We start from the raw sequence: 25,379 nt of genomic DNA on the forward strand, positions 1-25,379 counted from the left end.
CGATGACCAGCCCGTACGAGTTCCGGCCCACGCACGTCGTGCCCGAGAGCGGGCTGCCGACCTGGGAGAGCCCCGACCCGGCCCGGCAGTCCGCCCGGCTGGACCCGCTGCTGCCGGTGATGCTGACCGAGACCAGCGGCGACTGGGCCCGGGTGGTCTGCTCCAACGCCTGGTCCGCCTGGGTGGACGGCCGGCTGCTGATCACCCTGCCGCACCGCCCGCCCGGCACCGCCCAGCCGCTGGCCACCACCACCGACCCGCGCGCGCTGCTCGCCGCGCTGGAGTCCGCGCTCGGCGCCTACCGGCAGCTGGTCGAGCAGTACGCCGACGGGCGGCTCGACCTGGAGGCGTTCCGCAGCCGCAGCGCGGGCCTGCGGATCGGCGCGGTGATCGACGGCCCGGCCGCCTGGCTGCTCGACCTCGACCGGGGCCGCTGGTACTACTGTGAAGGCGCCCAGCTGCAGACCTACGCCACGGTCGAGCCCGCCGACACCGGGCGGGGCCCGACGTGAACTCCACCGCACCGTCCGACCTGACCGGGCGTCAGCTCGGCGGCTACCTGCTGGGCAAGGTGATCGGGCGCGGCGGGATGGCCGTGGTGCACCAGGCGGAGGACCTGCGGCTGGGCCGGATCGTCGCGGTCAAGCTGCTCGCCCCCGAGTTGGCCCGCAACGACGTCTTCCGGCAGCGGTTCGCCCGCGAGTCCAAGATCGCCGCCGCGATCGACCACCCGCACATCGTCCCGGTCTACGAGGCCGGGGAGGCCGAGGGCGTGCTCTACATCGCGATGCGCTACGTCCAGGGCCGGGACCTGCGCGCCCTGCTCGACCGGCAGGGCCCGCTGACCGTCCGCCAGACCGTCCGGATCACCGCCCAGGTGGCCTCCGCGCTGGACGCCGCGCACGCCCACGACCTGGTCCACCGGGACGTCAAACCCGGCAACATCCTGGTCGCCGAGGGCACCGACAGCGACCACCCCGAGCACGTCTACCTGACCGACTTCGGCCTGACCAAGAAGTCGCTCTCGCTGACCGGCCTGACCACCGTCGGCCAGTTCGTCGGCACCCTCGACTACGTCGCCCCCGAGCAGATCTCCGGCAAACCGGTGGACGGCCGCTGCGACGTCTACAGCCTCGCCTGCGTGGTGTACGAGGAACTCACCGGCGCACCCCCCTTCCGCCGCGACGACGACCTGGCGCTGCTCTGGGCCCACCTGAACGACCCGGTGCCACCCGTCACCGCGCTGCGCCCCGACCTGCCCGGCGCCGTCGACGAGGTGCTGGCCAAGGCACTCGCCAAGACCCCGGAACAGCGCTTCGACAGCTGCCTGGCACTGGTGGCCGCCCTGCGCGCGGCGGGCGAGGACGCGGCCGGGTCCCCGGCGGCCGTGCCGACCCCGACCGAGGTGGTCCCGGTGGTGTCGCTGCCCGAACCGGTGCCCGCGCCGCCCGCCTGGGCCTGGCCGGTCTTCGAGGCGGGCGGGCGCTGACCGAGCCTCACTGTGGCGCTGCCGCGAGGGCCGCCAGGTAGTCGGCCAGGGCGGTTGCGGTACCGGCGAGCGGGAAGCGGGCGCCGAGTTGCCCGTCCGGCCGGATGACCAGGCCGGTCGGGCCGTCGGGGCGGTAGAGCCGGGCGAACTCCCCGGCGGCGTCGCGGTAGTGGGGGACGGGCAGGGCCCCGGGCACGAGCGGTGCGGCCTCCCGGGCGAGGACGGCGACGGCCGGTGCACGGGCGCCGGAATCCGGCATCCCGACGACCGCTTCGGCGGCCTCGGCCAGGCCGTCGGCGTCGGCCGCGTACAGGAGCACCAGGTGCCCCGGGCGGCCGCGCAGGATGTCCAGCAGGCGCAGCGGGTACGCGGCCGGCGGAGTGGTCAGGCCGGCGCAGTCCGGGGCCCGGTCGCCGGGCTGGGGTGCGTCGGCGGGGCCGTGCGGGCGGCCGGCGAGCGGGCCGTCCCGGTAACTGACGAGGAGTTGGGCCTCGCGGAGCAGCAGGGTCCGTGGGTCGGCGCGGTCGGCGTCGAGGCCCTGGGTGGCGTGGCGCACGGTCCGGCCCACCACCTCCTCGCCGACGGGGCGACGCTCGGCTTCGTAGCTGCTGAGCAGCGCGGGCCCGGCCTGCCCGTGGACCACCAAGGCGAGCTTCCAGGCCAGGTTGCAGGCGTCCTGGATGCCGGTGTTCATGCCCTGGGCACCGGTGGGCGGGTGGATGTGGGCGGCGTCGCCCGCGACGAAGACTCGGCCGTCGCCGTAGCGGCCGACGATCCGGTGGCTGATCCGGAAGACCGAGGACCACCGCAGTCGGGACAGGACCGCCGGGCGGGGCGCGAGCCGGTCCACCACGGTCTGGATGTCGGCCAGCTCCGGCACGCGGCCGCCCTCCAGGCCGTGCGCCACACCGTCCGTCCGGTCCGCGCCGGACGTGGAGAGTCCGGGCGGGACCAGCATCGACATCCGGTAGCGGCCCGCGCCGGGCAGCGGGATGCAGACCAGCAGGTCGTCGGTGGAGCCGTCCTCGGCGCGATGGCTGGACCGGACGCCGTACCCGGGCGGCAGGTCCCAGTCGGCCTCGACGTCGGCCAGCATGTACTCCTCGGGGAAGGCCGCGCCCTCGAAGGTGAGGCCCAGCCCCTTGCGGACGGTGCTGTGGGCCCCGTCGCAGCCGATCAGATAGCCGACCCGGACCTCCTCCTCCGCCCCGGCGGCGGTGCGCAGCACCGCGGTGACCCCGTCGTCGTCCTGAGTGAAGGTCAGCAGCTCGGTGCCGCGTTCGACGGCCGTACCGAGGCCCGCGACGTGATCCTCGAGCAGGCGCTCGGTCTCGTACTGCGGCAGCGCGGCGAATCCGTACGGCACCTCGGGCGGCAGCGTGAGTTCGAGCCGCCCCTGCTCCCGGCCGTTGACGAAACCCAGCTGGCCACGCAGCGGGACGGCGGCCTCCAGGACTGCTCCGGCCAGACCCATCCGGTCCCAGATCTCCAGGGTGCGCGGCTGGATGCCGACCGCCTTCGCGTACGGGAGCCGGGCCGGCAGCCGGTCCACGAGACGGCAGCGCACGCCTCGGCGCCGGAGCTCGGCGGCCGCGCTCAGTCCGACCGGACCGGCGCCCACGATCAACACGTCCGGCCTGCGGGTGTGCGCCACGGGTACCTCCTCGGGCTTCCCCCGACTCCATCCTCTGCGCTGCCGCCCGGTCCGGCCTCCGGCCGGCGCGATCATGGCGGGCGGTCGAGGGCGTGGCGCAGCGCTTCGATGCGGGTGAGGAGGGGGCGGGTGCCCATCCGGCGGCAGGCGTCGGCGGCCTCGTCGAGGAGGGAGGCGGCGGCGGTGCGGTCGCCGGAGGCCGCCAGGGCCTCGGCGAGCGGGAGGGCGGCGAGGACCGAGACCACGGTGTGGCGGGAGCGGCGGCCCAGGTCGGCGGCTGCTCGCAGGTGGTCCAAGGCCACCGTCCGGTCGCCCCGGGCGAGGGCGATCCGGCCGAGGCCGATCCGGGCGCCGCTCTGGCCGGCCAGGTCGTCGGTGGCGGCGGTGTGGGCCAGCACCTCGGCGAAGCCGGCTTCGGCCTCAGCCGGCCGGCCCAGCGAGTGGTGGGCCTCGGCGATCCAGCGGACCAGGCAGATCCGGGGCCACTGCGCCCCGGTCCGTCCCGCCACCGCGAGGGCCTCCCGCAGGACGGCCAGCGCCTGCTCGGTCCGGCCCTCGGCGAGCAGCAGCTGCCCGATCCCGCGCAGCGACTGGGCCTCCCCGTAGGCGTCGCCAGCGGTGCGGAAGGCGGCGGCGTCCCGGCGGCAGCGCCGTAGGGCCTCGGCGGGCCGGCCCTGCATCCGGTCCAGGTAGGAGAGCACCCAGGAGGCGTACGCCGCGCCGTGCGGGTCACCGAGCTCGTCGAAGATCCGTTCGGCCAGGTCCAGGGAGTCGCGGGCCCGCTGCCACTGCTCGTGGGTGGCGAGCTGCCGGCCCAGGCCGACCAGCAGGACGGCCTCGCCGGTACGGTCGCCGTGCGCCCGGGCGGTGGCCAGCGCGAGTTCCTGGACCGCGCGCCAGCCGTCCAGGTCGCTGCGCAGGTCGAAGACGTACTCGCCGGTGGCGGCCAGCTCCCAGCAGGCGGCCGCTGCCCCGGCCGGCCGCTCGGGGCCCGGCCGGGCGGCCTGCCGGACGGTGGCGACCAGGGCCTCCTGCTCGGATCGCAGCCAGCCGACCGGATCGCGGCGGACGGGCCCGGCGAGGGCGTCGTCCGGCAGCCAGTCGGGGGTCCGGTGCGGCAGGCCGGGGTAGTCGACGCCCTGGTGGGCGCGGCGGCCGGTGCGGGCCAGGGTGACCCAGCTGCGCAGCACCCGGCCGAGGACGGCGGCCCGCATTTCGGGCGGGTCCTCGACGGCGGCCCGCTCCCGGGCGAAGGCGCGGACCAGATCGTGCAGCCGGTAGCGGGCCTGGCCGGCGAGGTCGCGCCCGGCCGGTTCGAGCAAGTGGTCGGCGACCAGCAGATCGAGCAGCCGGTCGGTGGCCCCGCCCGGCAGGCCGAGTACGGCGGCGGCGGTCCAGGCGGCGCTCACCGGGGCGTCCAGCAGGGCGAGGCCGCGCAGCAGCGCCCGGGCGGGGGCGGGCAGCGCCCGGTAGGAGAGCGAGAGCCCGGCCCGGACGCCGACGCCGCCGTGGCTCAGCTCCTCCAGGCGGTCCCGCTCGTCGGTGAGCCGGGCCACCAGGTCGGCGAGGCTGCGGTCCGGATGGGCGGCGAGCTTGGCCGCCGTCACCCGCAGGGCCAGCGGCAGGTGCCCGCAGAGCCCGGCCAGGCGCCGGGCGTCCTGCGGGGCCCCGGTGACCCGGGGGCTCCCGGCGACCCGGGCCAGCAGGTCCAGCGCGGCGGGCTCGTCCAGGACGGCCAGCGGCAGCACCAGGCGGTGGTCGTGGCCGGTCAGCCGACGGCGGCTGGTGACCAGTACGGCGCAGCCCGGGGTGCCCGGCAGCAGCGGGGCGAGCTGGGCCTCGTCGGCGGCGTTGTCGAGCACCACCAGCACCCGCCGCCCGGCCAGCAGCGTCCGGTACGCGGCCGCGCGCTCCGCCGTCCCGGAGGGCAGCGACCGGCCGTCGACCCCCAGCGCCCGCAGGAAGCCGCCCAGCACCTCGCCGGGGCGGGCCGGACGGGACCCCGCGCCGCGCAGGTCGGCGAACAGCCGGCCGTCGGGGAAGCGGGCGGTCAGCCGGTGTGCGGCGTGCAGGGCGAGCGCGGTCTTGCCGACCCCGGCCTGACCGGTCACCAGAGCGCTGGGCACCGTCGCGGACGGGCTGCCCAAGGCCCGTACCAGCTCCGCCAGTTCGGCCGAGCGGTCGACGAACACGGCGGAGGCGGGCGGCAGTTGGGAGGGCACCGGCGGATCCACCGAAGGTGGCTGCCGGGGCAACGCCACGACGGTGCCGGGCAGCAGGGCGGGATCGTCCGCCAGCACCGCCCGGTGCAGCCGGACCAGGCCGGGCCCCGGGTCGAGTCCGGCCTGCTCGGCGAGGGCCTGCCGGGCCCGGGTGAAGACCGCCAGCGCCTCCGGCCTCCGGCCGGCACGGTAGAGGGCGAGCAGGTGCAGCTCGGCGAAGCGTTCCCGGAGCGGGTGCTCGACGGCCAGCCGGGCCAACTCGCCGCCCAGGGCGTCGTGCAGGCCGAGTGCCGACTCCGCCTCGGCGAGCTGTTCCAGGCAGTCCAGCCGCTGTTCCTCCAGGGCCGCCGCCTCGGGGCGGAACACCGGCCCGTCCAGCCCGCCGAGGGCCGGGCCGCGCCAGAGGGCGAGCGCCTCGCGCAGGTGGTCCGCGGCGGCCCGGTGGCGGCGGGCGGCGGACTCCTGTCCGGCCTTCGCCTGCAGGGCCGTGAACCGCGCCCGGTCCAGCCGCCCCGGTCCCACCGACAGTTGCAGCCCGGAATCCTGACGGACCATCAGCACCGAGCCGTCGACCGCGAAGGTGCGGCGCAGCCCGGCCGCCACGTTGAGCAGCTGCTCCCGCGCGGTGGCGGGCGGGTCCGCCCAGACGGCCGCCGCCAGCCGGGCCAGCCCGACCGTGCGTCCCTCCGCCAGCAGGAGCGCCATCAGCACCCGGCGGTCCCTGGGCCCGCCCACCGGCACCGGAGCGCCCAGGGCGTCCCGTACCAGCAGCGGACCGAGGATCCCGAACTCCACCCCGCCACCTCCTCCCCGGGACACCCCCGTCCACCCGGTGGCCGACCGATGGGGAACCGGTGGGCGGTGATCGTAGCGTGAATGCCGACCGCCGGGCAGGGCCCCCACCGGCCCGTTCCGGTACGGCCGTTGACTGCCCGGCGGCCCCCACTCACCCTCGTCCGACAGGAGACACCCCCATGCGCACCGCTGCCACCAGAGGCGCCGCGCTGCTCACCGGCGCGCTGCTCACCCTCGCCGCCGCAGTCGGCGGATCCGTGCCCGCAGTCGCCGCACCGCTGCCCGCCGCCGCGCTCGCCCCGCCGACCGGACCGACCGTCGCGGTCGCCCTCGGCGACAGCTTCATCTCCGGGGAAGGCGGCCGCTGGCTCGGCAACAGCGCCCGCTACCAGACCGACCGCAACGGCACCGACCGGGCCTGGACCGGCAGCGGCTACGACCCGTCGCGGGTCTACGGCAGCACCGCCGCCGTCGAGGGCTGCCACCGTTCGGACGTCTCCGAACTCGCCACCGCCGCCCTGCCGGTGGCCGAACGGGTCAACCTGGCCTGCTCCGGCGCCGAGACCAGGCACGTACTGAGCACCGCCGCCGGTGGTGAACAACTCAACGGCGAGGCACCGCAGTTGGACCGGCTCGGGCAGATCGCCCGGACCAAGCGGGTCTCGCTGGTGGTGCTCTCGCTCGGCGGCAACGACATCGGGTTCGGCGGGATCATCGGGGAGTGCGCCTACGACTGGGCGTTCAGCCGGCTCTGCTCCCGGGAACAGGGGGCGATCGTCGACCGGAAGCTGCCCCAGGTGCGGGCCGCGATCAGCGCGGTGGTGGACGATCTGCGGGCCACCATGACCGCGGCCGGGTACCGGACCGGCGACTACCGGCTGGTCCTGCAGTCCTATCCCTCGCCGATCCCCGGCGGTGAGGAGTTCCGGCTGCGCGAGGGCGACTCCAATCGGCTCAACCGGGACGGCTGCCCGTTCAACAACCGGGACGCCGACTGGGCCCGCTACACCCTCGTCCCCCAACTCTCCGAGCTGGTCGGGTCGGTGGCCGCCGCCAAGGGTGCCGACTTCCTCGATCTGCAGGACATGCTGGCCGGCCACGAGGTCTGCTCGCTCGGCACCGCCCAGGTCGGCCAGGCCGGGCCCGACCCCCGCAAGCACGAGTGGGCGCGCTTCCTGGACTACGCCAACACCCAGGGCACCCTGGAGGAGTCCATGCACCCCAACGCGTACGGCCAGCGGGCGCTCGGCACCTGCCTGGGCCTGATCACCGCCCGCCCCGGCCGGTGGAGCTGCGTCTCCGACTATCTCGGGGACGACACCCCGACCGCGATGCGGCTGGTCCCCACCACCGGGTGAGCCGACGGGCCGTCACCCGCCGTCCTGTCATGTCATCATGGGCATGACAGGACGGCGGGCCGTACCACCCGGCCCGCCCACGCCACAGGCTGGGGGGCTTGGGCATGAGTACGTCGTGGGGACGGTCGGCCGACGGCGGGGTCTGGGAGCTGGCGATCCGTCAGCCGACCGTCGCGTTACGGGGGCAGGTCCTGGAGTACCGGGGCTACCGGATGGACCTGCGCCATCCGCGCAGAAGGCTGGAGGTGCCGGCCCCCGTGGTCACCATGGTGCTCGGGTTCGACGGCCCGATCCGGCTCACCGACGCCGTCACCCCGGAGTTGCGCTCCTCGTACACCTCGCTGGTCGCCGGGATGCGCCGGGCCGGGACCATCGGCGAGCACGACGGCCGACTGCACGGCATCGCCGTCTCGATGACGCCCCGCACCGCCTTCGGTGTCTTCGGCCCCGCGCTCGGCGACCTCACCAACCAGTGGGTCCACCTGCCCGACGCCCTCGGCGAGCGCGTCACCGACCGGCTGCTCGACCAGCTCTTCGAGGCGCCGAGCTGGGACGCCCGGGCCCGGGTGCTCGACGCCTTCCTGCTCGGCCGGCTGGCCGACAGCCGCCCGTGGGCCCCCGCCGTCGACTGGGCCTGGCAGGAACTGAACCGCAGCACCGGCCAGGTGGCCGTCCAGGAGCTCGCCGACACCGCCGGGTGGAGCCGCCGCCGACTGGAGACCATGTTCCGCGAACAGGTCGGCCTGCCACCCAAGGGCTGCGCCCGGATCCTCCGGCTGCAGCGCGCGCTGCGCGAGTACCGGGACAACCAGGACCGGGACGGCGCCCGGATCGCGCTGCGCTGCGGATACTTCGACCAGGCCCACCTGGTCCGCGAGTTCCGGGCCACCCTGGGCTGCTCCCCGTCCCAGTTCTTCGCCCACCGGAAGACCCAGACCGGCGCCGAACCGGCCGACCGCCTGACCGGCGAGGTCACCACCGCGATCCTCCCGAACGCCGACCGGGTGCTCACCGAATGATCGTCATGTCCCGTGCGGGCAACGACTGTTCGCATTTTTACAAGCCGACGCCGACGCCCCGGGGAGAGGCTTTCCCCGGGAGCCCCGACGGCTCCCGAACCACCTCCGCACGGAGAAACGGACAGTCATGCGCCTGAGGAACCTCGCGGCCGCCGCCCTGCTCGCCGCCGCTGCCACCGCCACCGGCGTCGGGGCGGGCACCGCCTCCGCCGACTCGGACTGCCCCACCGAGTACGCCTGTATGTACAGCGACGCCGGGTACGAAGGCTTCAAGCGGGTCGACTTCTACTCCCAGAAGAGCTGGCGGAACGTCACCTATGACGGCACCGGCATCCCGCTCTACCGGGGTGACGGCGTGCCGACCAACGTCAGCAGCATGCAGAACCGGGACACGGCCAAGTACGTCGCGGTCTACTACAACTCCAACCAGACCGGCCCTTGCTTCTCGATCGCCTCGTTCGCCGGGGTCTACGACTTCAGCTGGATCGGGCTCTCCAACGGCCTGGCCGCCAACGACAACATGAACTCGTACCTCTTCACGTACAAGTCCTGTGGCACGGTCTACACCGACTGGTAAATCCGTGCGACCTCGTTGACAGCGCCCGGGGCGGGGCACGGGCAAGGTGCCCCGCCCCGGGTCGGCCCGACCGTACCGGACGAAGGACCCCCGCATGCGTGCCCGCGCCGCTCTCCCGATCCTGCTGCTGTTCGCCGCCGCCTGTACCCCGGCGGCCTCCGCTCCGGCCCCACCCGCGCCACCGGCCGTGGCCGAGGTGCGGTCCGGCGCCGACATCAAACTGCCTTTCGACCACTACCTCCTGACGCCGGATCAGCAGCGCACCGTCGCGCTGGCCGAGCAGCGGCTCGCCCGCAGCTGCATGAGCCGGTTCGGCTTCGACTGGCCGGCTCCCGAGCTCCCGCCCGTCCCCACCACCCCGGCCAACGCCCGCCGCTACGGCGTGATCGACGCCGCCGAGGTGGCCCGGCTCGGGTACCACCCGCCGGCGGACCCGACCGCCGTCCTCGCCTCACCCAGCGCCTCGCCCGAGATGGTGATGGTCTACGGCGGCAAGGGCGGAGCCTCCGAACTGCGCGGCCAGCCCGTCCCCGACGGCGGCTGCCTCGGCGAGGCCCGGCGCGAGCTCGGCGTCGGCGCGGCCGCTCTCGGCGGCCCGGAGCTCAACCGGATCGCCACCGATTCCTTCACCCAGGCCCAGCAGGACCCGCGCCTCGCCGATGCGAACGCCGCGTGGAGCGCCTGCATGAAGCAGTCCGGCTACGCCTACACCGACATCTGGCGGGCCAACAACGACCCGCGCTGGTCCGGCCCAGAGCCCTCCGCGTTGGAGCTCGCCACCGCCCGGGCCGACGTCGCCTGCAAGCTCGGTACCCGCCTGCCGACCATCCTGCTCACCATCGAGACCGAGCTCCAGACCGTCGCCATCCACCGCCACGCCACCGCCCTCGACCGGGCCGGTACCCACCGGGCCGAGACGGTGACCCGCGCGGCCGCCGTGCTGGCCCGGCCGCCCGCCTGATCCGTCAGGTGCGGGTGGCTGAGGTGTCGCGCCGGAGGCGGCGGGCGGCGAGTTCGCCGAGCAGGCCCGCCAGGGCGCCCCAGCCGGCCGCCAGGGGGACGGCGAGCAGCAGGCGTGGGTCCAGGCGTACGCCGCCGCCCGCCGCGTCGAAGCCGAGCAGGGAGAGGCCGACCTCGGCCGAGATCCGGGTCCCCAGGCCGATCAGCAGCATGGCGAACGCCAGCGCGCCCGCCAGCTGCGCCGCGTACCGCCACAGCGGGAGGCCGGGCGGGGAGTGCAGCGCCGCGCCCAGGCCGGTGAGCAGCAGCAGGAGGCCGACCAGGACGGCCAGCAGCCAGGCCCGGCCGTCCTGGGCGGTCAGTGCGCCGAGGTCCAGCGTGACGTCCCGGCCGTCCGAGGTGCGCAGGACGTCGGTCAGCAACTGGGGCATCGGCAGGCCGAGGTCGCCCCCGGCCGAGCCGTGCCAGGACGCGCCGAAGCCCAGCCCGAGGGCCAGCCAGGCCAGGTTCGGCAGGGCGAGCAGGACGACCGCGAGGGTCTCGCGCGGATGGCCGTCCATGGTGGCCGACACCAGCCCGGCCAGCAGGCCGAGCGCCACCGCGCAGAGCAGCAGGGTGAGCACCGCGTGCGCGGCGGGCCGGACGGCCGCCCGGTACCGGAGCAGGGTCGGCGGGAGCGGTGCGCCGCGGGCGGTCACCAGGGTGAGCAGCAGGACCACGGCGAGCCAGAGCAGGCCCAGGCCGACGGTCGGCAGCAGACCGGTCCGGAAGCCGACGGTCGGTGCCGCGTCGAAGGCCGAACCCAGGCTGTCGGCCAGCGGGTCGCCGGTGCTGATGGTGAAGCTGCGGTGGGCGGGCACCCGGAGCAGGAGCAGCAGGGCGAGCCAGAGCACCGCCGTCCGGGCCGCCCGGCCGGCCAGTTCGCCGGGCCTCGCCACCGCGCGCAGCCGCAGCGGGCGCAGGAACAGCCGGGCCAGGGTCAGCGCGCCGAGCAGGGTCACCGAGAGCGGCAGGGCGGAGAGCCCGCCGTGTGCCTCGGCCAGGAAGGCGGCGCCGCCGGTGAGTTGGACCGGGACACCGACCGCCATCAGCACGGTGGCCGCGACGACGGCGGGCAGGGCGGACCCGGGCAGGTCGCCCGCACCGGCCAGCCAGAGGCCGAGCGCGGCGAGCGCGGTCATCACCAGCAGGGTGACGACGGTGGCGAGCAGGGCGTCCACCCAGGGGCCGAGGGCGGTGGCCGTCCGGCCGGGCCCGACGGCGTTTTCGGTCGGCAGCATGGCGCCTCCTGGCGGACGTGCGGTGCCGTGATCCCGTCACTTCAGCTTGGGCCACCCGGCGGTCTCCGGCGAGCCGCCGGGGGCGGGCGTCGGCACACTGGGGCAGCGGGGGAGTACCAGTCGTGGAGGCAGACCGTGAGTTCCCAACCGCCGTCCGAACCGCCGCCCGAGCGGCCGTCCCAGCCGCCGTCCGGCCCGCCGACGGTGCCGCCGAGCGGCCCGGGCTCCGAGCCGGGCCAGGGCGCCCACCAGCCGACCTCGGGCGGGAGCGTGTCCGGGCCACCGTCCGGTCCGCTCTCCGGGCCTTCGGCGGCGGGGCCGCCCGCGGGCGAGGAGCCGGGCGCTGGGGCCACCAGGGCCGCAGGGGCCGCCGGGACCGGTGCGGGCGCGAGCTCGGCAGGCGGTTCGGGTGGGCTTTCGGCGGGCGGGGGAGCGCAGCCGCCCGACGGGGGCGGCCGGACCCTGGTGACGGCCTCCGGTGGACGGCCGCCCCGGCCCTGGTGGCGCAGGCCCCCGCTGATCGCGCTGGTGACCGGCGTGGCGGTGGCGGCGGTCGTACTGGCCGTGGTGCTGACGAACCGTGATTCCGGCACCAAGACCGAGGCCGCCCCGCAGATCGCCCTGCAACCGGTTGCGGCCACCGGCCCCGACCCGTTCACCGGTTCGGTCGCGGTCGAGTCGATGGCCTCGTCCGCCGCCGCTTCGGTGACCGTCACCGCCTCGGCCACGAGCACCGGCAGTCGTACCGTGCAGGGATCGGACCCCGGCCTGTACGGGGGCAGTCGGCAGACCGCCAGCTGTGACGTGGCGCGGCTGATCGAGTTCCTGAACGCCAACCCGGACAAGGCCAGGGCCTGGGCGGCCGTGGAGGGGATCGACCCGGCGGCGATCGGCGACTACCTCCGCTCGCTCACCTCGGTGGTGCTGCGCGCCGACACCCGGGTCACCAACCACGGCTTCGCCAACGGCGTCGCCACGCCGTACCAGGCCGTGCTGCAGGCCGGAACCGCCGTGCTGATCGACGGCCGGGGCCTGCCCCGGGTGCGCTGCGCCTGCGGGAACCCGCTGCTGCCGCCGGTGGTGTCGGTGACCCCGCCGGCCTTCTCGGGGACGCCGTGGCCGGCGTTCAAGGAGCAGGACGTGGTGGCGGTGAGCCCGGCTCCGTCGCCGTTGAAGGACGTGGTGGTGGTCGACCCGTCGAGTGGGCAGACGTACTCGCACCAGGTCAGCGGGTCGCCCTCGGCGCCGGTGTCGGCCTCGGCCTCCGGCTCCAAGTCCGGCGCGGGCTCCGGGGGTACCTCGGGCTCGGCTTCGGGCTCGGCCTCCGGCTCCGCGCCGGCCTCCGGTTCGGCGTCCGCCAGTAAGGGCACGTCGTCGGCGCCGTCGTCCGCCGCGCCCCGGAGCGTGGGGGCGAGCCGCTCGGCCGGGGCGGTGACGTCGGGTCAGCAGAGCGTGGGTTCGGCGAGTGGCGGTTCGGCCGGGTAGGGCGCGGAGAGCGTGCTGCGCCCGGCGATGGGGAACGCCGGGCGCAGCACGGGATCAGTGACGCGGGGTCAGCTGGTGGTGATCGAGGTGTCGTCGATCAGGAAGCTGGTGGCGAGGGAGGAGTCCTCGACGCCGTTGAACTTCAGGGTGACGCTCTGGCCGGCGTAGGCCGAGAGGTCGAAGGTGCGCAGGGTGTAGCTGCCGATCGCGTCGACGTTGGAGTAGGTCTTCAGCGCGGTGCCGTTGACCGTCACGGTGAGCTTGTCGTAGGCGGTGGTGCCGGTCTCGGCGGTGTCGATCCGCAGGTAGAACCCGAGGGTCGCCTTGCAGTTGGCCGGGATGGAGACGGTCTGGGTGGCGCTGTCGGTGTGGGCGGAGCCGTAACCGTTCAGCCAGGCCTTGTAGGAGCCGGTGCGGGCGGGCTTGCTGGTGCCGTTGTCGATCACGCCGGAGGTGGTGGTCCAGGTGGTCGCGCCGGACTCGAAGCCCGCGTTGCCGAGCAGCTGCGCCGGGGTGCAGGTGCCGCCCCCGCCGGTGACCGTCCAGGTGAAGGAGGCGCTGCCGGTCTTGTTGGCGGCGTCCTTGGCGGTCACGGTCACGTTGTAGCTGCCGGTGGCCGTCGCGGTGCCGGTGATCTTGCCGGTGGAGCTGATGGAGAGTCCGGTCGGCAGGCCGGTGGCGGTGAAGGTCAGCGGGGCGGTGCCGCCGCTGGCGCTGATCTGCAGGTTGGCCGAGCCGTTCAGGACGGTGCTCTGGCTGCCCGGGTTGGTCACCGAGACGTTGGTGCCAGCCGGCTTGGTGAGCAGGCAGCCGCTGACGTTCAGGTCGATGGCGCGGTTGGTGCCGAGGCAGGTGGTGAACCAGTAGGTCTCCTCACCGTAGCTCTGGCCCTTGGTGACGGTGGTGGTGCCGTCGGCCGCCACCTCGCACGGGTTGTTGAGCGTGCACATCGCGCCGTCGTCGTTACCGGTGTTGTTGATGCCGACGACCCGCTTGCTGGTCGCGTCGACGATCGGCGAGCCCGAGGTGCCGTGGGTGGTGTTGCAGCCGGCGCTGTAGCGGATCGAGTCGCGCCAGGTCCACTGGTCCTCGCGCAGGGTGTCGACGAAGCCGTTGATGGAGCAGTTCCAGGTCTGCTTCCAGTACCCCGAAGGTATGAACATCGACGAGCCGTCGACCGGGTGGGTGTCGCTGATGGTCAGCGCGGTGGCGCCGAACTTGCTGGTGATCGACGCGAAGGTGTCGGTCAGCTGGTAGAGCGCGACGTCGGTGCCGGTCATGGTCGCGTACAGCACCTTGTCCGCGTTCACGGTGCCCAGCGAGGAGCCGGAGGCGCTGAGCAGGGTGCCGGAGCGGCTGGCGGTGGTGTTCTGGATGACCTGGCCGGCGCTCGGCATGGTCGGCAGACAGTGTCCGTTGGTGAGCATCAGGGCCCGGTCGGTGTCGACCGAGGAGGGGTAACGCACCAGGGATGCCGAGCAGTTGCTCAACGCGATGGTGGAGGTCAGGTCGCCTGCCTGGACGGCCTGGGCGGGTGAGACGGCTGACGTCAGCAGGCCCGCGACGACTGCGGCGGTGCCGAGTGCAGCGGTAAGTCCCTTGAGCATGGGTCTCCTTGTGGGGGATCGCCGGGCGCGCCACCGGTTGGGAACGCCCAGGCCGGAGAAAGCTGCCATGCCCGCATCAAGGAGGTCAACTGTTCGGACCGAATTGGCTGTTGAGCCGGGCCCGGCGGCCGGACGGCCGCCGGAGGTGCCCGGCCGGTGGATCGTTGACGTACGGGTGGAACGGGGCACCGGGTGCCACGGCCCGGAGCTGACCGTGCGTCAGGGGATGTGCTGCTCAGCTGTGCTGCCGGGGTCGCCGGTCGGCCGGGCGGCTCGGCGGTATCGGGGCGGCGGGGAAGTCGCGGGGTCCGGTCCAGAGCGCGGGTACGGCGTCGGTGCGGCGGGCGAGTTCGTGGGCCAGGGACTCGTAGTTGACCCGCCAGCCCCGGAAGTGCGGCCAGGCCTCGGGCGCCGTCCGTTCGCCGTCGATGCCGCCCGCGGTGACCAGGGCGACGGCCGCGTCGAACTCCTCGTAGGTCAGCCGGATCGGACCGTCCGGGTGCGGGTCGGGGTCGAAGACGATCCGCTGGGTCCTGGCGATGTCGCGCAGCGCGGTGAAGCCGGCCCGCAGCACCAGCCGGGCCTCGGGCGGGGCGGACTTCGGGCAGATGGCGAGTTGCAGGGCGGCCGCGTCCATCACCGCGATCAGGCCGACCACCCAGCTGCGGTGCGGCTGGGGGGAGCGGAAGGAGAGCAGCACCGGGTAGTTGGAGTGGCCCTCGCCGATGTCGGCGGCCAGCCGCTCCCAGTCGCGGTAGAGCTGGGGCAGCGCGGTCTCGGTGTCCACCAGCGACTGACGGGCCAGCAGTTCGGGACCCCAGGCGGGCTCCCCGGCCCGGGACTGCAGCAGGGTGACCTCCACCTCGCGCCGGTTGTACGCCCCGTACAGGGTTGGCAGGTAGCCGATCAGCAGGGCGATCACCAGCGGTCCGGTGGCGGCGGCCAGGAAGTCCAGGGCGGACAGGTGCAGGCGCTCGCCGCTCGCGAAGCCGAGGGTGAACAGGCTCGAGCCGGCCTCCCGGAACGAGACCGACCACTCCAGCTCGGAGAGGCCGTGCAGGAGGAGGGTGTAGGCGACCAGCATCCCGGCCAGCCAGGTGGTCAGCATGCCGAGCAGGATCAGTGGGGCCAGCCAGGTCTGTACCCGGTCCTGCACCTGGTAGCCGCCGAACGGGGAGAGCGCGCGGAGTGTCGCCCGCAGCACCGACCAGAGCCGGTTGACGAGTGCGGAGTAGAGGCCGCGCGGCACCACCAGGGTGCGCAGGATGCTGGCGACGGTGAACAGCAGGACCAGCACCCCGGCCAGGGCGTAGATCATTCTCATGTCGCTCATTGTGGCGGCGAGGTGATGCTCCGATACAGCGCGTGGTGAAGATCGTCCGCTGGCTGAAACGTTATCGACGACTTCCCCGCCCTGAGCTGCGGTTATCGTCGTCCGGCCGGTGTCCGGCGCGGCGGTCGCGGCGGGCGGGCGAAGTCGGAGCAGTGAAGCTGCATCGAAGGTTTCATCGGCTGTTTGCCATGGATTCATCTCTGGTGGCCGGGTTGCGGTAGGGGAATCTCCGGCGACCGGGATCACTGTTGGTGACGGGTTCGGGGGAATACCCGCTGGTCGGCAACGAATTCCGAAGCACAACTGCCGTTGACGGAGCGCTTTCGGCCCGCTTCCATGGCGACCCGGGAGCGACACCATCGATCGCCGAACTCAGCCTTCTGGAGGAGATACCGCTCCCGGTGAACACCGCCCTACCGCGCGCTCCGTCGCGCCGAGCCGATCGGAACCCCCATGACCGACACGCTTGACCCCGCTCGCCCGGTGTCGGCAGTGGCGCCCCAGGCGCCCGCAGACGTGCCGAAGAAGCTCTCCCGCTCGCTCGGGGTAGTGGGCGGCACGCTGCTCACGCTGTCGTGCGTGACGCCCGCGTCGTCCCTGTTCGTGATCGTGCCGGAGCTGTTCAGCTCGCTGGGCACCTACACCGCGATGGCGATCGGGATCGGCTCGCTGATCTGCATCGCCGTGGCGTTCTGTTACTCGGAGCTCGGCACCCTGATCCCCAGCGCCGGTGGCGAGTACGCGATGGTCGGCACGCTGGCGGGCCGGTTCGCCGGCTGGCTGGTGTTCATCCAGTCGCTGATCGTCGTGATGATCGTGCCCTCGCTGATCGCGATCGGGACCTCCGAGTACCTGGCGCCGATCGTGAACGTCGATCCCCGGATCGCCGGTGCCGCCGTGATGATCGCGGCCACCGTGGCGGGCCTGCTGGACCTGCGCGCCAACGCCTGGCTGACCGGCATCTTCCTGGTACTCGAGGTGATCGCCTGCGCGGTGGTCTCCTTCCTCGGCTTCTCGCACAGCGAGCGGGGCGCGAGCAGCCTGCTGCACGGCGTGGTCGGCGACGGCAGCGGGGCCACCAGTACGGTCGCCATGGGGGCGATCCTGGCTGCGATGGGTACCGCACTGTTCGTCACCCAGGGCTTCTCCACCGCGATCTACCTCTCCGAGGAGCTGGAGAACCCCCGGCGCAACGTGGCCCGCACCGTGCTGTGGACGCTGGGTCTCTCCGTGGTGGTCATCCTGGTCCCGGTGATCGCGATCACCATGGGCGCGCCGGACCTGGACGCGCTGTCCGCCGGGAACATCTCCGAGCTGGTGGCCGGCTGGTCCGGCTCGGCGGTCGGCACCTTCGTCAGCCTGTGCATCGCGCTGGCGATCATCAACGCCGGTATCGTCATGGTGATCCAGAACTCCCGGGTGCTGTTCGCCTCCGGGCGTGACCGGGCCTGGCCGGAGCCCGCCAACAAGGCGTTCGGCACGCTCAACCGCTTCAGCGCCCCGTGGATCTCCACCCTCGCGGTCGGCATCCCCGGCGCGGTGCTCTGCTTCGTCCCGCAGGACCTGCTGACCAACATCACCGGTGTCGCCGTCGCGGCCCTGTACCTGCTGGTCGCCGTCGCCTCGCTGTTCTCCCGCAGCAAGCACCACAAGAACGCCCCGGCCTGGCGGCAGCCGCTCTGGCCGGTGCTGCCGATCGTCCTGATCCTGGTGCTCGGCTACGTGCTGACCCAGCTCGACCACACCGCGCTGGCCTGGACCGCCGGGATCACCGCCGTCGCCAGCCTGTACTGGGTGTTCTACCTGCGGCCGCGTCAGGACAGCCGCTGGATCATCACCCTGCCGGAGGACCAGCAGAGCTGACGTCCCGTCCGGTACGGCACCGGGCCCGGCCCCCGTTCGCGGGGGCCGGGCCCACCGTCGTCAGTGGTCGGCCCCGGACGGGAAGCGGGCCAGGCACTGGTGGCAGTACAGCACCTGCGCCAACTCGGCGGATCTCGCGGCGAACTGGGCCCGGAGGGCGAGCGCCCCGGCCGCCAGGCCGCAGCCGAGCAGGGCGGTGCCGAGCGGGAGGTTCCCGCTCTCCAGCAGCGCCACGCCGTACAGCCCGACGGCCGTCGCGGCCAGCAGCGGCAACGGGTTGGCCGAGCGCCGCACCGGCCTGCGGTGCTCCTCGAAGAGGCTCAGCCGGGTGGACTCCTCGCAGCGCGGGCAGACCGGTCCGTGGTCCGGGTCCGCCTCCGTCGCGAACCGGTCCGTGTTCGTCATCCATCGCTCCATGGTCGGCACGTGGGCCGGCGCCCCGGCACGGCCGGGATCGAACCTAGCGGCTGTCTCCCGATTCCCGCCAGGCTCGCGGTGTTGGAGCACGCACCTCGCCGGCTTCTCGTCGGTCGCCGATGCGCTGCATCAGGCTCCCTCCTCGGCGCCGCCGATGCACGCACTCCAACACCGCGAGCTGATCTGACGCGAATCGGGAGACACCCCCTAGCCGTTCGAGGGGCGAAGGTCGATGGTGGGCGGACGGTTCCGGTTCGGACCGGGCGTCAGCCCAGGTAGGCGGGGGCGACCGCGGCGGTGAGGAGTTGGCGCGGGGCGCCGGTGCCGTCGGCGGGGGTCGACCAGAGGTCGGCGCCGAAGTCGCCCGGCAGCGAGTACAGCAGGGTCCCGTCGTCGGCCCACAGCGCCTGGTCGTCGATGTTGCGCTGCTCGGCGGTGCGGGTCTCGGTCATGGTGCGCAGATCCAGCACGTACAGCCGCCAGGGCGCGTCGGCGCTGGCCTCGGGGGCGCGCTTCTTGTAGGCGATCCGGGTGCCGTCGGGGGAGAGCGAGGGGCACTCGACGTTCTGGTGCAGGGTGGTGAGGGTGCGTCCGGTGACGTCGCCCTGGACCAGGTAGGTCTGGCCGCCGGTGGCCAACGTGGCGTAGAACCGGGTGTCGTCGGCGAAGGTGACGCCCCAGATGTTGGTGTCGTGTGCCTGGTACGGGTGGCCGTCCTTGACGATCGCGTAGGTCTCCAGGTTGTCGTCCAGCGCCCAGGTCCGGGTGTCCACGATCGCGGTCCTGGTGGAGAAGTCGGTGCCCGCGTAGGAGTCGCCGCTGACGAAGACCGTCCAGGCGGCCAGGTGGCCGGAGGGCGAGACCCGGGCGCGAGTGGGGATGCCGGCGGCGGGGAAGACGTGCCGCTCGTGCAGCTCGGCGTCCAGCAGGACGGTGCGGTAGCTGTCATCGAGCGCGCCGTGGACGGCCTGCAGGCAGATGCCGGTGCCCGAAGCGGCGTGGAACCGCAGGCACTTGAGGCCGGAGGCGGTCCGCTCGCCGTCCAGCTGTCCGGCCGGGACGGTGGCGATCTCGTCCCGGTGCGGGCCCCAGGCCAGGTTGCGGAAGACCAGCTGCCGGCCGGGCGCCCGGAGGGACACCGAGCCGGACCGGACGGCCGGGCCGCCGGCCTGCTCCTGGTCGCGCCGGTCGGCCCGGTCGGCGGCGTACAGCACCGCTCCGGTGCCGATCCCGCCGAGCAGGACGACGGCCAGCAGCAGGACCAGCAGGCGGGTGGAGTTCTTCATACGGCGACCTCGTCGGCGGAGCTGCGGAGCAGGAAGTAGGTGGTAACAGCCGTGCAGGCCAAGGCGGTTGCCGTGACGGCGAGGGCGGTGTGACCGCCCCAGGCGCTCCAGGCGGCGCCGAAGCCGAGCGAGCAGACGAACCGGGCCAGCGCCTGCCCGGTGCCGACCAGGGCGAGCGCGGAGCCCTGCCGGTCGTCCGGCGCGGCGTTGGCGGCGGCCGCGGCGAGTACGCCGTCGGTGGCCGCGTAGAAGCCGCCGTGCAGGACCAGCACCAGCAGGACGGCCGAGCTGTGGCCGAGCACCAACGCGTAGGCGAGCAGCAGCAGGACGTGCCCGGCCAGGAACAGCCGACGGCGGCCGATCCGGTCGGCGAGGGCGCCGAGCGGGACGGCGAGCAGCAGGAAGGCGGCGGCGGTGCCGAGCGGCAGCAGCGGGAACAGGTGGGTGGCGAGCCCGAGTTGACGCTGCAGCAGCAGGTAGAGGAAGGAGTCGCTGACGGTGGTCAGGCCGAGCAGCGCGGCGCAGACCGCGAGCCGGCGCAGCCCCGGCAGCCGGAGCAGGGCGAGCGAGTCGCGCAGCGCGGGCTTGGGGGCCGGGTCAACTGCCGTACGGCGGGCGGACGGTACGAAGAGCAGCAGGACCAGTACGCCGAGCGCGGCGACGCAGCCGCTGACCGCGAAGACCGCGTCGTACCCGTCCACGGTGGCCCGCAGCACGGCGAAGGCGACCAGCGGCCCGAGCAGCGCGCCGGTGGTGTCCATCGCCCGGTGCACGCCGAACGCCCGCCCCCGGTGCTCGGGTGCGGTGGCCAGCGAGATCATCGCGTCCCGGGGTGCGGTCCGCAGGCCCTTGCCGGTGCGGTCCACGGCCAGCACCGTGCCGATCAGCGGGACGGTGTGCGCCAGCAGGAGCAGCGGTTTGCAGAGCGCGGAGAGCCCGTAGCCCACCGCGGCCACCGTCTTGGGCCCACGTCCGCCCCGGTCGGCGAGGTGCCCGCCGAGCAGTCGGACCAGGGCGCCGACGCCGTTGTTGATGCCGTCCAGCAGCCCGAAGCCGAGCGGCGAGAGCCCCAGCCCGGCCACCACGTACAACGGCAGTACGGCGCTGACCATTTCGGAGGACACGTCGGTGACCAGGCTGACCGCGCCGAGCGCGATCACGGTGCCGGGCACGGCGGCCACCCGCCGTCCCGGACGCTGGTCCGGGACGGCGGGGGCCTTCGTGTCGCGGGAGTCCGCGAGGTACACGGGCGTCAGTTCCAGATGCCGGTGATGTCGGCGGCGGTGGCCGCGTTGCCCGCGTGGGCGGAGAGACCGGCCAGGTCCTCCAGGGTGCGCAGCACGTTGTAGTGGTTGTAGGTGGTGGAGGAGCTGCTGCCGGGCGTCACGTGCTCGCCGTAGAACACGGTCGCGATCTTGTTGCCGGAGAGCCGGTTGTCCTCGTCGAAGGTGACGACCAGGATGCTGTTGTGGGTCTTGGCCCAAGTGGCGTACGCGCCCAGCTTGTTCTTGATCCAGGTGTCACCGGTGCCGACCGAGCAGTCGTGCATGTCGTTGCACAGGTCGGGCACCACGAAGGAGACCTTCGGCAGGGTGGTGTAGTCGGTCGGGAACTGCGTCATGGTGAACGCGGTGTTGGTCGGCACGTTGCTGAAGCCGAACCAGGGGTTGTGCTTCTGGGCGTACTTGCCGCTGCTGCAGACGGTCGAACCCTGGCTGGGCAGGCCCTCGTTGTAGCTGCCCCAGGTCTTGCCGGCCGCGATCAGCTCGGAGCCCAGGTTGGGCTGGCCGATGGAGCCGACACCCACACAACTGTCGTCGGTGCGGCCCTGGTTGCTGCCGGAGAACAGCTGGTAGTAGTTGGGCTCGCTCGGGTGGGTGAGGCCGAAGGAGGCGGTGAGGTTGGCGCCGCCCGCCTTCAGGGTGTTGTTGATGTACGGCGCGCTGGAGCTGCCGATGATCTGCGAGTAGGAGTGGTTCTCCATCACCACGACCACCACGTGGTCGGGGGAGGGCAGGCCGACCACGGCCTGGGCGCTGCCGCCGGTGGCGGCCCACAGGCCGAGCGAACCGGCGGCCAGCGCGGTGGACGCGGCGATGGCGGTGAGCTTGCGGCGGGGACGGGCGGGGGTCGACGGAGCGGACTGAGTCGTCGTCATGGTGGATGTCCTCCGGGCGAGTCGGCGAGGGCAGAGGGGGTCTCCGAGCGCCGTAACCCTAGGAGCGCGGTGGTGGACACGGCCGCGCTTCTCAGGTGAAGAACAGGCGAACGGTGCCTGCCGTTTTGACAGTGTCCTGGCAAGGGGAGCCAGGTGTCCAGAGGTGCGCCCGGGCCGCCCGCGCCGCCCGGTGCCGACGCGCCGTCAGTGGCCGGTCAGGCCGGGTCCAGGTGCAGCCAGGAGGAGTGCCAGAGCAGCGCGCACTGCCGGTCGCAGCCGGTCAGCGGCAGCGGCTCGCCGCCGCAGCGCAGGCTGTCCAGCACGTACCAGTCCCCGCCGACCGGTCGCTGCCAGCGGGCCAGTGACCGGTGCCGGACCGGCGTCGCGCCGTGGCTGGTGCCGGCGAAGAGCGCCATGCCCGGCTGGAACGGCACACCGTGCAGCCGGCCGTCGGCGTCCAGGGTGGCCCGGATCTCGTCCAGGCTGCGCACCGTCACGAACCGAACGGGCGTCAGCGGATCGGCGGCCGCCTCGGTGGAGGGCTCCAGCCACTCGTCCCGGAACAGCAGCGCACAGGCCAGCCCGCAGCCCTCGGACCGGTCCGCCCCGAGGCAGGTCGCCCCCCTGAGGCTGGTGGTGGCGGAGAGCCGGCGCATCCGGTAGTGGTCGTCGACCATCCGCCGCACGACGTGCTCGACCTGGTAGGTGCGGCCGCAGTACGACCACTGACTGGCCGTGAACCACAGGCCGCGGTGCCGGTCCCGGCCGTCCAGGGTGGCGCGGACGGCGTCGGCGTCCTTGACCCGCACCCAGTCCCCGGCCGAGAAGGCGGAGGCCCGTCCGGGCGCCGGAACCCCGGAGCGCCGCTCGCGGGAGTCCTCGAGCGCCAGCCGGGCCTGCCGGACCATGCCCAGCGGGGGCAGGTCCCGCAGCGGCAGGCTCTTGTACTGACATCGGGCGGCCGGTCCGGTGAATACGGGGCCCACGGAAAAGGTCGGCCGGGAGTCCTTGACGGTCACGCGTGAATCCCATCTTCGCTGATCGGACGCTGCTCGCAGCAGATTACCGTCGGTCCCGCCGACTGACGTGGTCGCCGGGCGCGGTGAGCCGGGCCGAATAGGGTGGCGGGGGCCGGGCGGCCGATGTTCCCGGATTGGTTTGACGGCGCGGCGTGGCGTGCCCGGAAATCCCGGTGGCACGGTCTAGGTTGGTGAATCGAATCGCCCGGTGGAGTGGCCGAGAGGCGAGGCAGCGGCTTGCAAAGCCGTGTACATGGGTTCGATTCCTGTCTCCACCTCCATGACCGTCGAATTCGGCGACCCTTCTGCGGCGCCGGATTCGACGATTCCGCGGCATTGTTGCGCACATTCGTTCTGGAATGGCGCGACGGCCGTTGACCGGGGGGCGAAAATGTCTGTGGTGACCGATGAGTTGTCGACGCCGTTCTCATTCCGCGCACGGTCGCCATCGCGGAGTCGTACCAGGCGCTGCTGGCGGCCGATCACGAGCGCCTCGCCGGGTCGGGGTGACGACCGACCCCCGGCCGCGTGCGCCACGGGTGGCGTGAGAGCGTAGGGCGCCCCCTACGACATACAGCCCCCGGAGCGGGAGGAGAGCCGATGACCGCCGGTCGGGTCCTGGTGGTGGACGACGATGCGGCCATCCGCCGGTCGCTGGAGCGCGGGCTGCGGCTCAGCGGCTTCACCGTCCGGACGGCCGAGAGCGGCGCGGAGGCGTTGCGGTTGCTGGCCGAGGCGGCGGCGGACGTGCTGGTGCTGGACGTCTCGATGCCCGGCCGGTCCGGCACCGAGGTCTGTCGCGGCCTGCGGGAGCAGGGGGACGAGACGCCGGTGCTGATGCTCTCCGCGCTGGACGAGCTCGCGGACCGGGTGACCGGCCTGCAGGCCGGGGCGGACGACTACCTGGTGAAGCCGTTCGCCCTGGAGGAGCTGGTGCTGCGGCTGCGGGCGCTGCTCCGGCGCAGGCCCGCGCCGCCGGCCGGCACGCTCCGGGCGGGGCCGCTGGTGCTCAGTGAGGAGACCCGGCAGGTGCACCAGGACGGCGTCGAACTCAGCCTCACCCGCCGGGAGTTCGAGCTGCTGGCCGAGCTGGTCAGGAACGCCGGGATCGTGCTGAGCCGGGACACCCTGCTGGACCGGGTCTGGGGCTACGACTTCGAGGTGCGCACCGACGCGGTCGACACCTTCGTCAGCTACCTGCGGCGCAAGCTGGAGGAGGGCGGGCGGCCGCGGCTGATCCACACCGTGCGCGGCGTCGGCTTCGTCCTGCGGCTGCCCGCCGGTGGCTCCGGCAGTGGCTCCGGCGCGGGGGAGGGCTCGTGAAGCTCTCCAGCAGGATCGCGCTGTCGGTCACGGTGGTGGTGCCCCTGCTGGTGCTCGGCGCGGGCGCCCTGCTGCTCGGCCTGGTCAACCGGGACCTGCGCGGCCAGCAGGACGCCAGGCTGCACGACCGGGCCGCCGCTGTGCTGCCCGCCACCCGCGCGCTGCTGACCGCCGACCGGGGCGGCCGGCCCAAGGTCGAGCAGAACCAGAGCCGCCGGATCCTCGGCGACGCGCTCGACTCCGGGGTGCGGGTGGCCGCGGCGGACGGTGTTGTGGTGCTGGCCGGCGGCCCGGCACCGGCCGACCCGGCCCGGCTGCCCACCGTGCCCGGCGGGCCGGTGACCGTACGCGAACACGGAGCCGCCTGGCGGGTGTTGACCGTACGGGTGGACGGCGCGGCGCCGGGCACGCTGTGGCTGATCGCGCCGACCGCCGCCGACGGGCCGCAGCTCGCCGCCGTACGCCGCCGGGTGCTGCTGGTCTCGGTGCTGGCCGCGCCGGTCTCCGGACTGGTCGCGCTCGGGCTGGCCCGGCGGGCCACCCTGTCGATCCGGCGGCTCAGCCGCCGGGCCGCCGAGCTCGACCCGCAGGCCGGGGCCGCCGCCTTCGCCGAGACCTTCGCGGCATTCGCGCCCGGCCGGATCCGGATCACCGAGGTCGACGAACTGGCCACCGCCATCGGCGTGTTGCTGGCCCGCTACGACGAGCAGGCGGCCCGGACCGCGCAGGCGCTGGACACCGCCCGCTCGTTCTCCTCCGCCGCCTCGCACGAGCTCCGCACCCCGCTGACCAGCATGCGCACCGACCTCGACGTGCTCGCGGCGCACCCCGACCTGCCCGCCGGGGAGCGCGCCGAGGTGGTCCGGGACCTGCGCGCGGACCACGGCCGACTGGAGGAACTGCTCACCGCGCTGCGGACCTTGGCGCAGGGCGACCTGGTCGAGGTCTCGGCGTTCGCCCCGATCGACCTGGCCGAGCTGGTCGAGGACGCGACCGGCGAGACCCGGCGGCGGCACCCCGAGGTCCGGCTGTCCGCCGAAACCCCGGCCGAGGTCAGGGTGTTCGGCTGGGAGGGCGGACTACGGATCCTGCTCGCCAACCTGCTCGGCAACGCCGTGGTGCACGGCCACCAGCCGGGCCGACCGGCCACCGTCACCGTGCGGCTGGGCACCGAGGGCGAGTGCGCGGTGCTCACCGTGGACGACTGCGGCCCTGGCATCGAACCCGAGGCGCGGCAGGCGGTCTTCACCCGGTTCCACCGCCGCCCGGACAGCCCCGGCTCCGGGCTCGGGCTGACCCTGGTGGCCCAGCAGGCCGCCCTGCACCGGGGCACCGTCACGGTCGGCCCCCGGCCCGAGGGCCCGGGCAGCCGGTTCGAGGTCCGGCTGCCGCTGCTGCGGCCCGACGCCCCGACGCTGGAGCTGCCCGTACAGCTCTCGATGCGCCGGGACTGGCTGGCCGACGACCGGTCCTGACGGCCTGGCAGCCGGACCCTGTGGTGCTCACAAGGATTCCACAAGAAACGGCGCTACCC

At 73.9% G+C, this 25,379-nt stretch carries 20 protein-coding genes and 1 tRNA gene; 11 read left to right on the plus strand and 10 right to left on the minus strand.

From position 1 onward, the window contains the following. Window positions 1–2 precede the first annotated feature (2 nt). Both F4556_RS35210 and F4556_RS35215 read left to right on the plus strand, forming a co-directional pair. Complete coding sequence (locus tag F4556_RS35210) at window positions 3–512, plus strand: hypothetical protein (protein WP_184923476.1); 510 nt, start codon at window positions 3–5, stop codon at window positions 510–512. Beyond that, on the plus strand, window positions 509–1,489 hold the full coding sequence (locus F4556_RS35215) for a serine/threonine-protein kinase (protein ID WP_184923477.1): 981 nt from the start codon (window positions 509–511) through the stop codon (window positions 1,487–1,489). The genes F4556_RS35210 and F4556_RS35215 overlap by 4 nt, the downstream gene beginning before the upstream one ends. A gap of 7 nt (window positions 1,490–1,496) precedes the next feature. On the opposite strand, the gene F4556_RS35220 is transcribed toward F4556_RS35215, so the two are convergent. Together F4556_RS35220 and F4556_RS35225 are read right to left on the minus strand one after the other, a co-directional pair. Then, on the minus strand, window positions 1,497–3,143 hold the full coding sequence (locus F4556_RS35220; RefSeq protein ID WP_313069068.1) for an FAD-dependent monooxygenase: 1,647 nt from the start codon (window positions 3,141–3,143) through the stop codon (window positions 1,497–1,499). Window positions 3,144–3,214: 71 nt separating this feature from the next. Further along, the gene (locus F4556_RS35225) at window positions 3,215–6,160 is read right to left on the minus strand and encodes an AfsR/SARP family transcriptional regulator (protein WP_184923481.1); all 2,946 of its coding nucleotides are present in this window, start codon (window positions 6,158–6,160) and stop codon (window positions 3,215–3,217) included. A gap of 179 nt (window positions 6,161–6,339) precedes the next feature. Between F4556_RS35225 and F4556_RS35230 the strand changes: the two genes are divergently transcribed. The 4 genes from F4556_RS35230 to F4556_RS35245 all read left to right on the plus strand — a co-directional run bounded on the left by F4556_RS35230 (window position 6,340) and on the right by F4556_RS35245 (window position 10,075). Next, a complete protein-coding gene (locus tag F4556_RS35230; RefSeq protein ID WP_184923483.1) occupies window positions 6,340–7,518 on the plus strand; it encodes a GDSL-type esterase/lipase family protein in 1,179 nt (392 codons plus the stop codon). 104 nt (window positions 7,519–7,622) lie between these two features. Continuing rightward, window positions 7,623–8,537, plus strand: coding sequence for a helix-turn-helix domain-containing protein (locus F4556_RS35235; protein WP_184923485.1), 915 nt, complete (start codon window positions 7,623–7,625; stop codon window positions 8,535–8,537). A gap of 127 nt (window positions 8,538–8,664) precedes the next feature. Continuing rightward, on the plus strand, window positions 8,665–9,114 hold the full coding sequence (locus F4556_RS35240) for a peptidase inhibitor family I36 protein (RefSeq protein WP_184923487.1): 450 nt from the start codon (window positions 8,665–8,667) through the stop codon (window positions 9,112–9,114). A gap of 94 nt (window positions 9,115–9,208) precedes the next feature. Further along, a complete protein-coding gene (locus F4556_RS35245; RefSeq protein WP_184923489.1) occupies window positions 9,209–10,075 on the plus strand; it encodes a hypothetical protein in 867 nt (288 codons plus the stop codon). Between the two features lie 4 nt (window positions 10,076–10,079). Here F4556_RS35245 and F4556_RS35250 read toward each other — a convergent pair whose 3' ends face one another. Then, window positions 10,080–11,354: a streptophobe family protein gene (locus F4556_RS35250; RefSeq protein ID WP_184923491.1), complete on the minus strand. Its 1,275-nt coding sequence runs from the start codon at window positions 11,352–11,354 to the stop codon at window positions 10,080–10,082. A 135-nt stretch (window positions 11,355–11,489) separates the two neighbouring features. Here F4556_RS35250 and F4556_RS35255 point away from each other — a divergent pair, with 135 nt between their 5' ends. Then, window positions 11,490–12,839: a DUF6777 domain-containing protein gene (locus tag F4556_RS35255; RefSeq protein WP_184923493.1), complete on the plus strand. Its 1,350-nt coding sequence runs from the start codon at window positions 11,490–11,492 to the stop codon at window positions 12,837–12,839. A gap of 68 nt (window positions 12,840–12,907) precedes the next feature. On the opposite strand, the gene F4556_RS39635 is transcribed toward F4556_RS35255, so the two are convergent. Both F4556_RS39635 and F4556_RS35265 read right to left on the minus strand, forming a co-directional pair. After that, on the minus strand, window positions 12,908–14,446 hold the full coding sequence (locus F4556_RS39635; protein WP_184923494.1) for a putative Ig domain-containing protein: 1,539 nt from the start codon (window positions 14,444–14,446) through the stop codon (window positions 12,908–12,910). A 235-nt stretch (window positions 14,447–14,681) separates the two neighbouring features. Next, window positions 14,682–15,770, minus strand: coding sequence for a hypothetical protein (locus tag F4556_RS35265; protein WP_184923496.1), 1,089 nt, complete (start codon window positions 15,768–15,770; stop codon window positions 14,682–14,684). A gap of 462 nt (window positions 15,771–16,232) precedes the next feature. On the opposite strand from F4556_RS35265, the gene F4556_RS35270 reads away from it, so the two are divergent. Further along, entirely contained in the window at window positions 16,233–17,642 is a 1,410-nt protein-coding gene (locus F4556_RS35270; protein WP_184923498.1) for an APC family permease, read from the plus strand. A 60-nt stretch (window positions 17,643–17,702) separates the two neighbouring features. Here F4556_RS35270 and F4556_RS35275 read toward each other — a convergent pair whose 3' ends face one another. The 5 genes from F4556_RS35275 to F4556_RS35295 form a co-directional block, all read right to left on the minus strand. Next, the gene (locus F4556_RS35275; RefSeq protein WP_184923500.1) at window positions 17,703–18,047 is read right to left on the minus strand and encodes a hypothetical protein; all 345 of its coding nucleotides are present in this window, start codon (window positions 18,045–18,047) and stop codon (window positions 17,703–17,705) included. Between the two features lie 278 nt (window positions 18,048–18,325). Continuing rightward, window positions 18,326–19,345 (minus strand): TolB-like translocation protein, encoded by a 1,020-nt coding sequence (locus F4556_RS35280; RefSeq protein ID WP_184923502.1) that lies wholly within the window; start codon window positions 19,343–19,345, stop codon window positions 18,326–18,328. Next, window positions 19,342–20,592, minus strand: coding sequence for an MFS transporter (locus F4556_RS35285; protein ID WP_184923504.1), 1,251 nt, complete (start codon window positions 20,590–20,592; stop codon window positions 19,342–19,344). The genes F4556_RS35280 and F4556_RS35285 overlap by 4 nt, the downstream gene beginning before the upstream one ends. Window positions 20,593–20,597: 5 nt before the next feature. Further along, window positions 20,598–21,503, minus strand: a complete 906-nt coding sequence (locus tag F4556_RS35290; RefSeq protein WP_184923506.1) for an alkaline phosphatase family protein — start codon at window positions 21,501–21,503, stop codon at window positions 20,598–20,600. A gap of 215 nt (window positions 21,504–21,718) precedes the next feature. Beyond that, a complete protein-coding gene (locus F4556_RS35295; protein WP_184923508.1) occupies window positions 21,719–22,489 on the minus strand; it encodes a hypothetical protein in 771 nt (256 codons plus the stop codon). A 240-nt stretch (window positions 22,490–22,729) separates the two neighbouring features. Here F4556_RS35295 and F4556_RS35300 point away from each other — a divergent pair. The 3 genes from F4556_RS35300 to F4556_RS35310 all read left to right on the plus strand — a co-directional run bounded on the left by F4556_RS35300 (window position 22,730) and on the right by F4556_RS35310 (window position 25,320). Next, window positions 22,730–22,803 (plus strand) — tRNA-Cys (locus F4556_RS35300). Window positions 22,804–23,122: 319 nt separating this feature from the next. Next, window positions 23,123–23,845 carry a response regulator transcription factor gene (locus F4556_RS35305; protein ID WP_184923510.1) on the plus strand — a complete coding sequence of 241 codons (723 nt, stop codon included), beginning with the start codon at window positions 23,123–23,125 and terminating at the stop codon, window positions 23,843–23,845. Then, entirely contained in the window at window positions 23,842–25,320 is a 1,479-nt protein-coding gene (locus F4556_RS35310) for a sensor histidine kinase (protein WP_184923512.1), read from the plus strand. The genes F4556_RS35305 and F4556_RS35310 overlap by 4 nt, the downstream gene beginning before the upstream one ends. The last annotated feature ends 59 nt before the right edge of the window (window positions 25,321–25,379 follow it).

The organism is Kitasatospora gansuensis (assembly GCF_014203705.1).
GTDB classification, from domain to species: domain Bacteria; phylum Actinomycetota; class Actinomycetes; order Streptomycetales; family Streptomycetaceae; genus Kitasatospora; species Kitasatospora gansuensis.

Excerpts from the sequence above, each read along its gene's own strand:
- F4556_RS35280 (WP_184923502.1), bottom strand. The coding sequence starts at position 19,345 with ATGAAGAACTCCACCCGCCTGCTGGTCCTGCTGCTGGCCGTCGTCCTG.
- F4556_RS35235 (WP_184923485.1), top strand. The coding sequence starts at position 7,623 with ATGAGTACGTCGTGGGGACGGTCGGCCGACGGCGGGGTCTGGGAGCTG.
- F4556_RS35250 (WP_184923491.1), bottom strand. The coding sequence starts at position 11,354 with ATGCTGCCGACCGAAAACGCCGTCGGGCCCGGCCGGACGGCCACCGCC.
- F4556_RS35275 (WP_184923500.1), bottom strand. The coding sequence starts at position 18,047 with ATGACGAACACGGACCGGTTCGCGACGGAGGCGGACCCGGACCACGGA.
- F4556_RS35290 (WP_184923506.1), bottom strand. The coding sequence starts at position 21,503 with ATGACGACGACTCAGTCCGCTCCGTCGACCCCCGCCCGTCCCCGCCGC.
- F4556_RS35270 (WP_184923498.1), top strand. The coding sequence starts at position 16,233 with ATGACCGACACGCTTGACCCCGCTCGCCCGGTGTCGGCAGTGGCGCCC.
- F4556_RS35240 (WP_184923487.1), top strand. The coding sequence starts at position 8,665 with ATGCGCCTGAGGAACCTCGCGGCCGCCGCCCTGCTCGCCGCCGCTGCC.
- F4556_RS35305 (WP_184923510.1), top strand. The coding sequence starts at position 23,123 with ATGACCGCCGGTCGGGTCCTGGTGGTGGACGACGATGCGGCCATCCGC.
- F4556_RS35265 (WP_184923496.1), bottom strand. The coding sequence starts at position 15,770 with ATGAGAATGATCTACGCCCTGGCCGGGGTGCTGGTCCTGCTGTTCACC.
- F4556_RS35245 (WP_184923489.1), top strand. The coding sequence starts at position 9,209 with ATGCGTGCCCGCGCCGCTCTCCCGATCCTGCTGCTGTTCGCCGCCGCC.
- F4556_RS39635 (WP_184923494.1), bottom strand. The coding sequence starts at position 14,446 with ATGCTCAAGGGACTTACCGCTGCACTCGGCACCGCCGCAGTCGTCGCG.
- F4556_RS35230 (WP_184923483.1), top strand. The coding sequence starts at position 6,340 with ATGCGCACCGCTGCCACCAGAGGCGCCGCGCTGCTCACCGGCGCGCTG.
- F4556_RS35210 (WP_184923476.1), top strand. The coding sequence starts at position 3 with ATGACCAGCCCGTACGAGTTCCGGCCCACGCACGTCGTGCCCGAGAGC.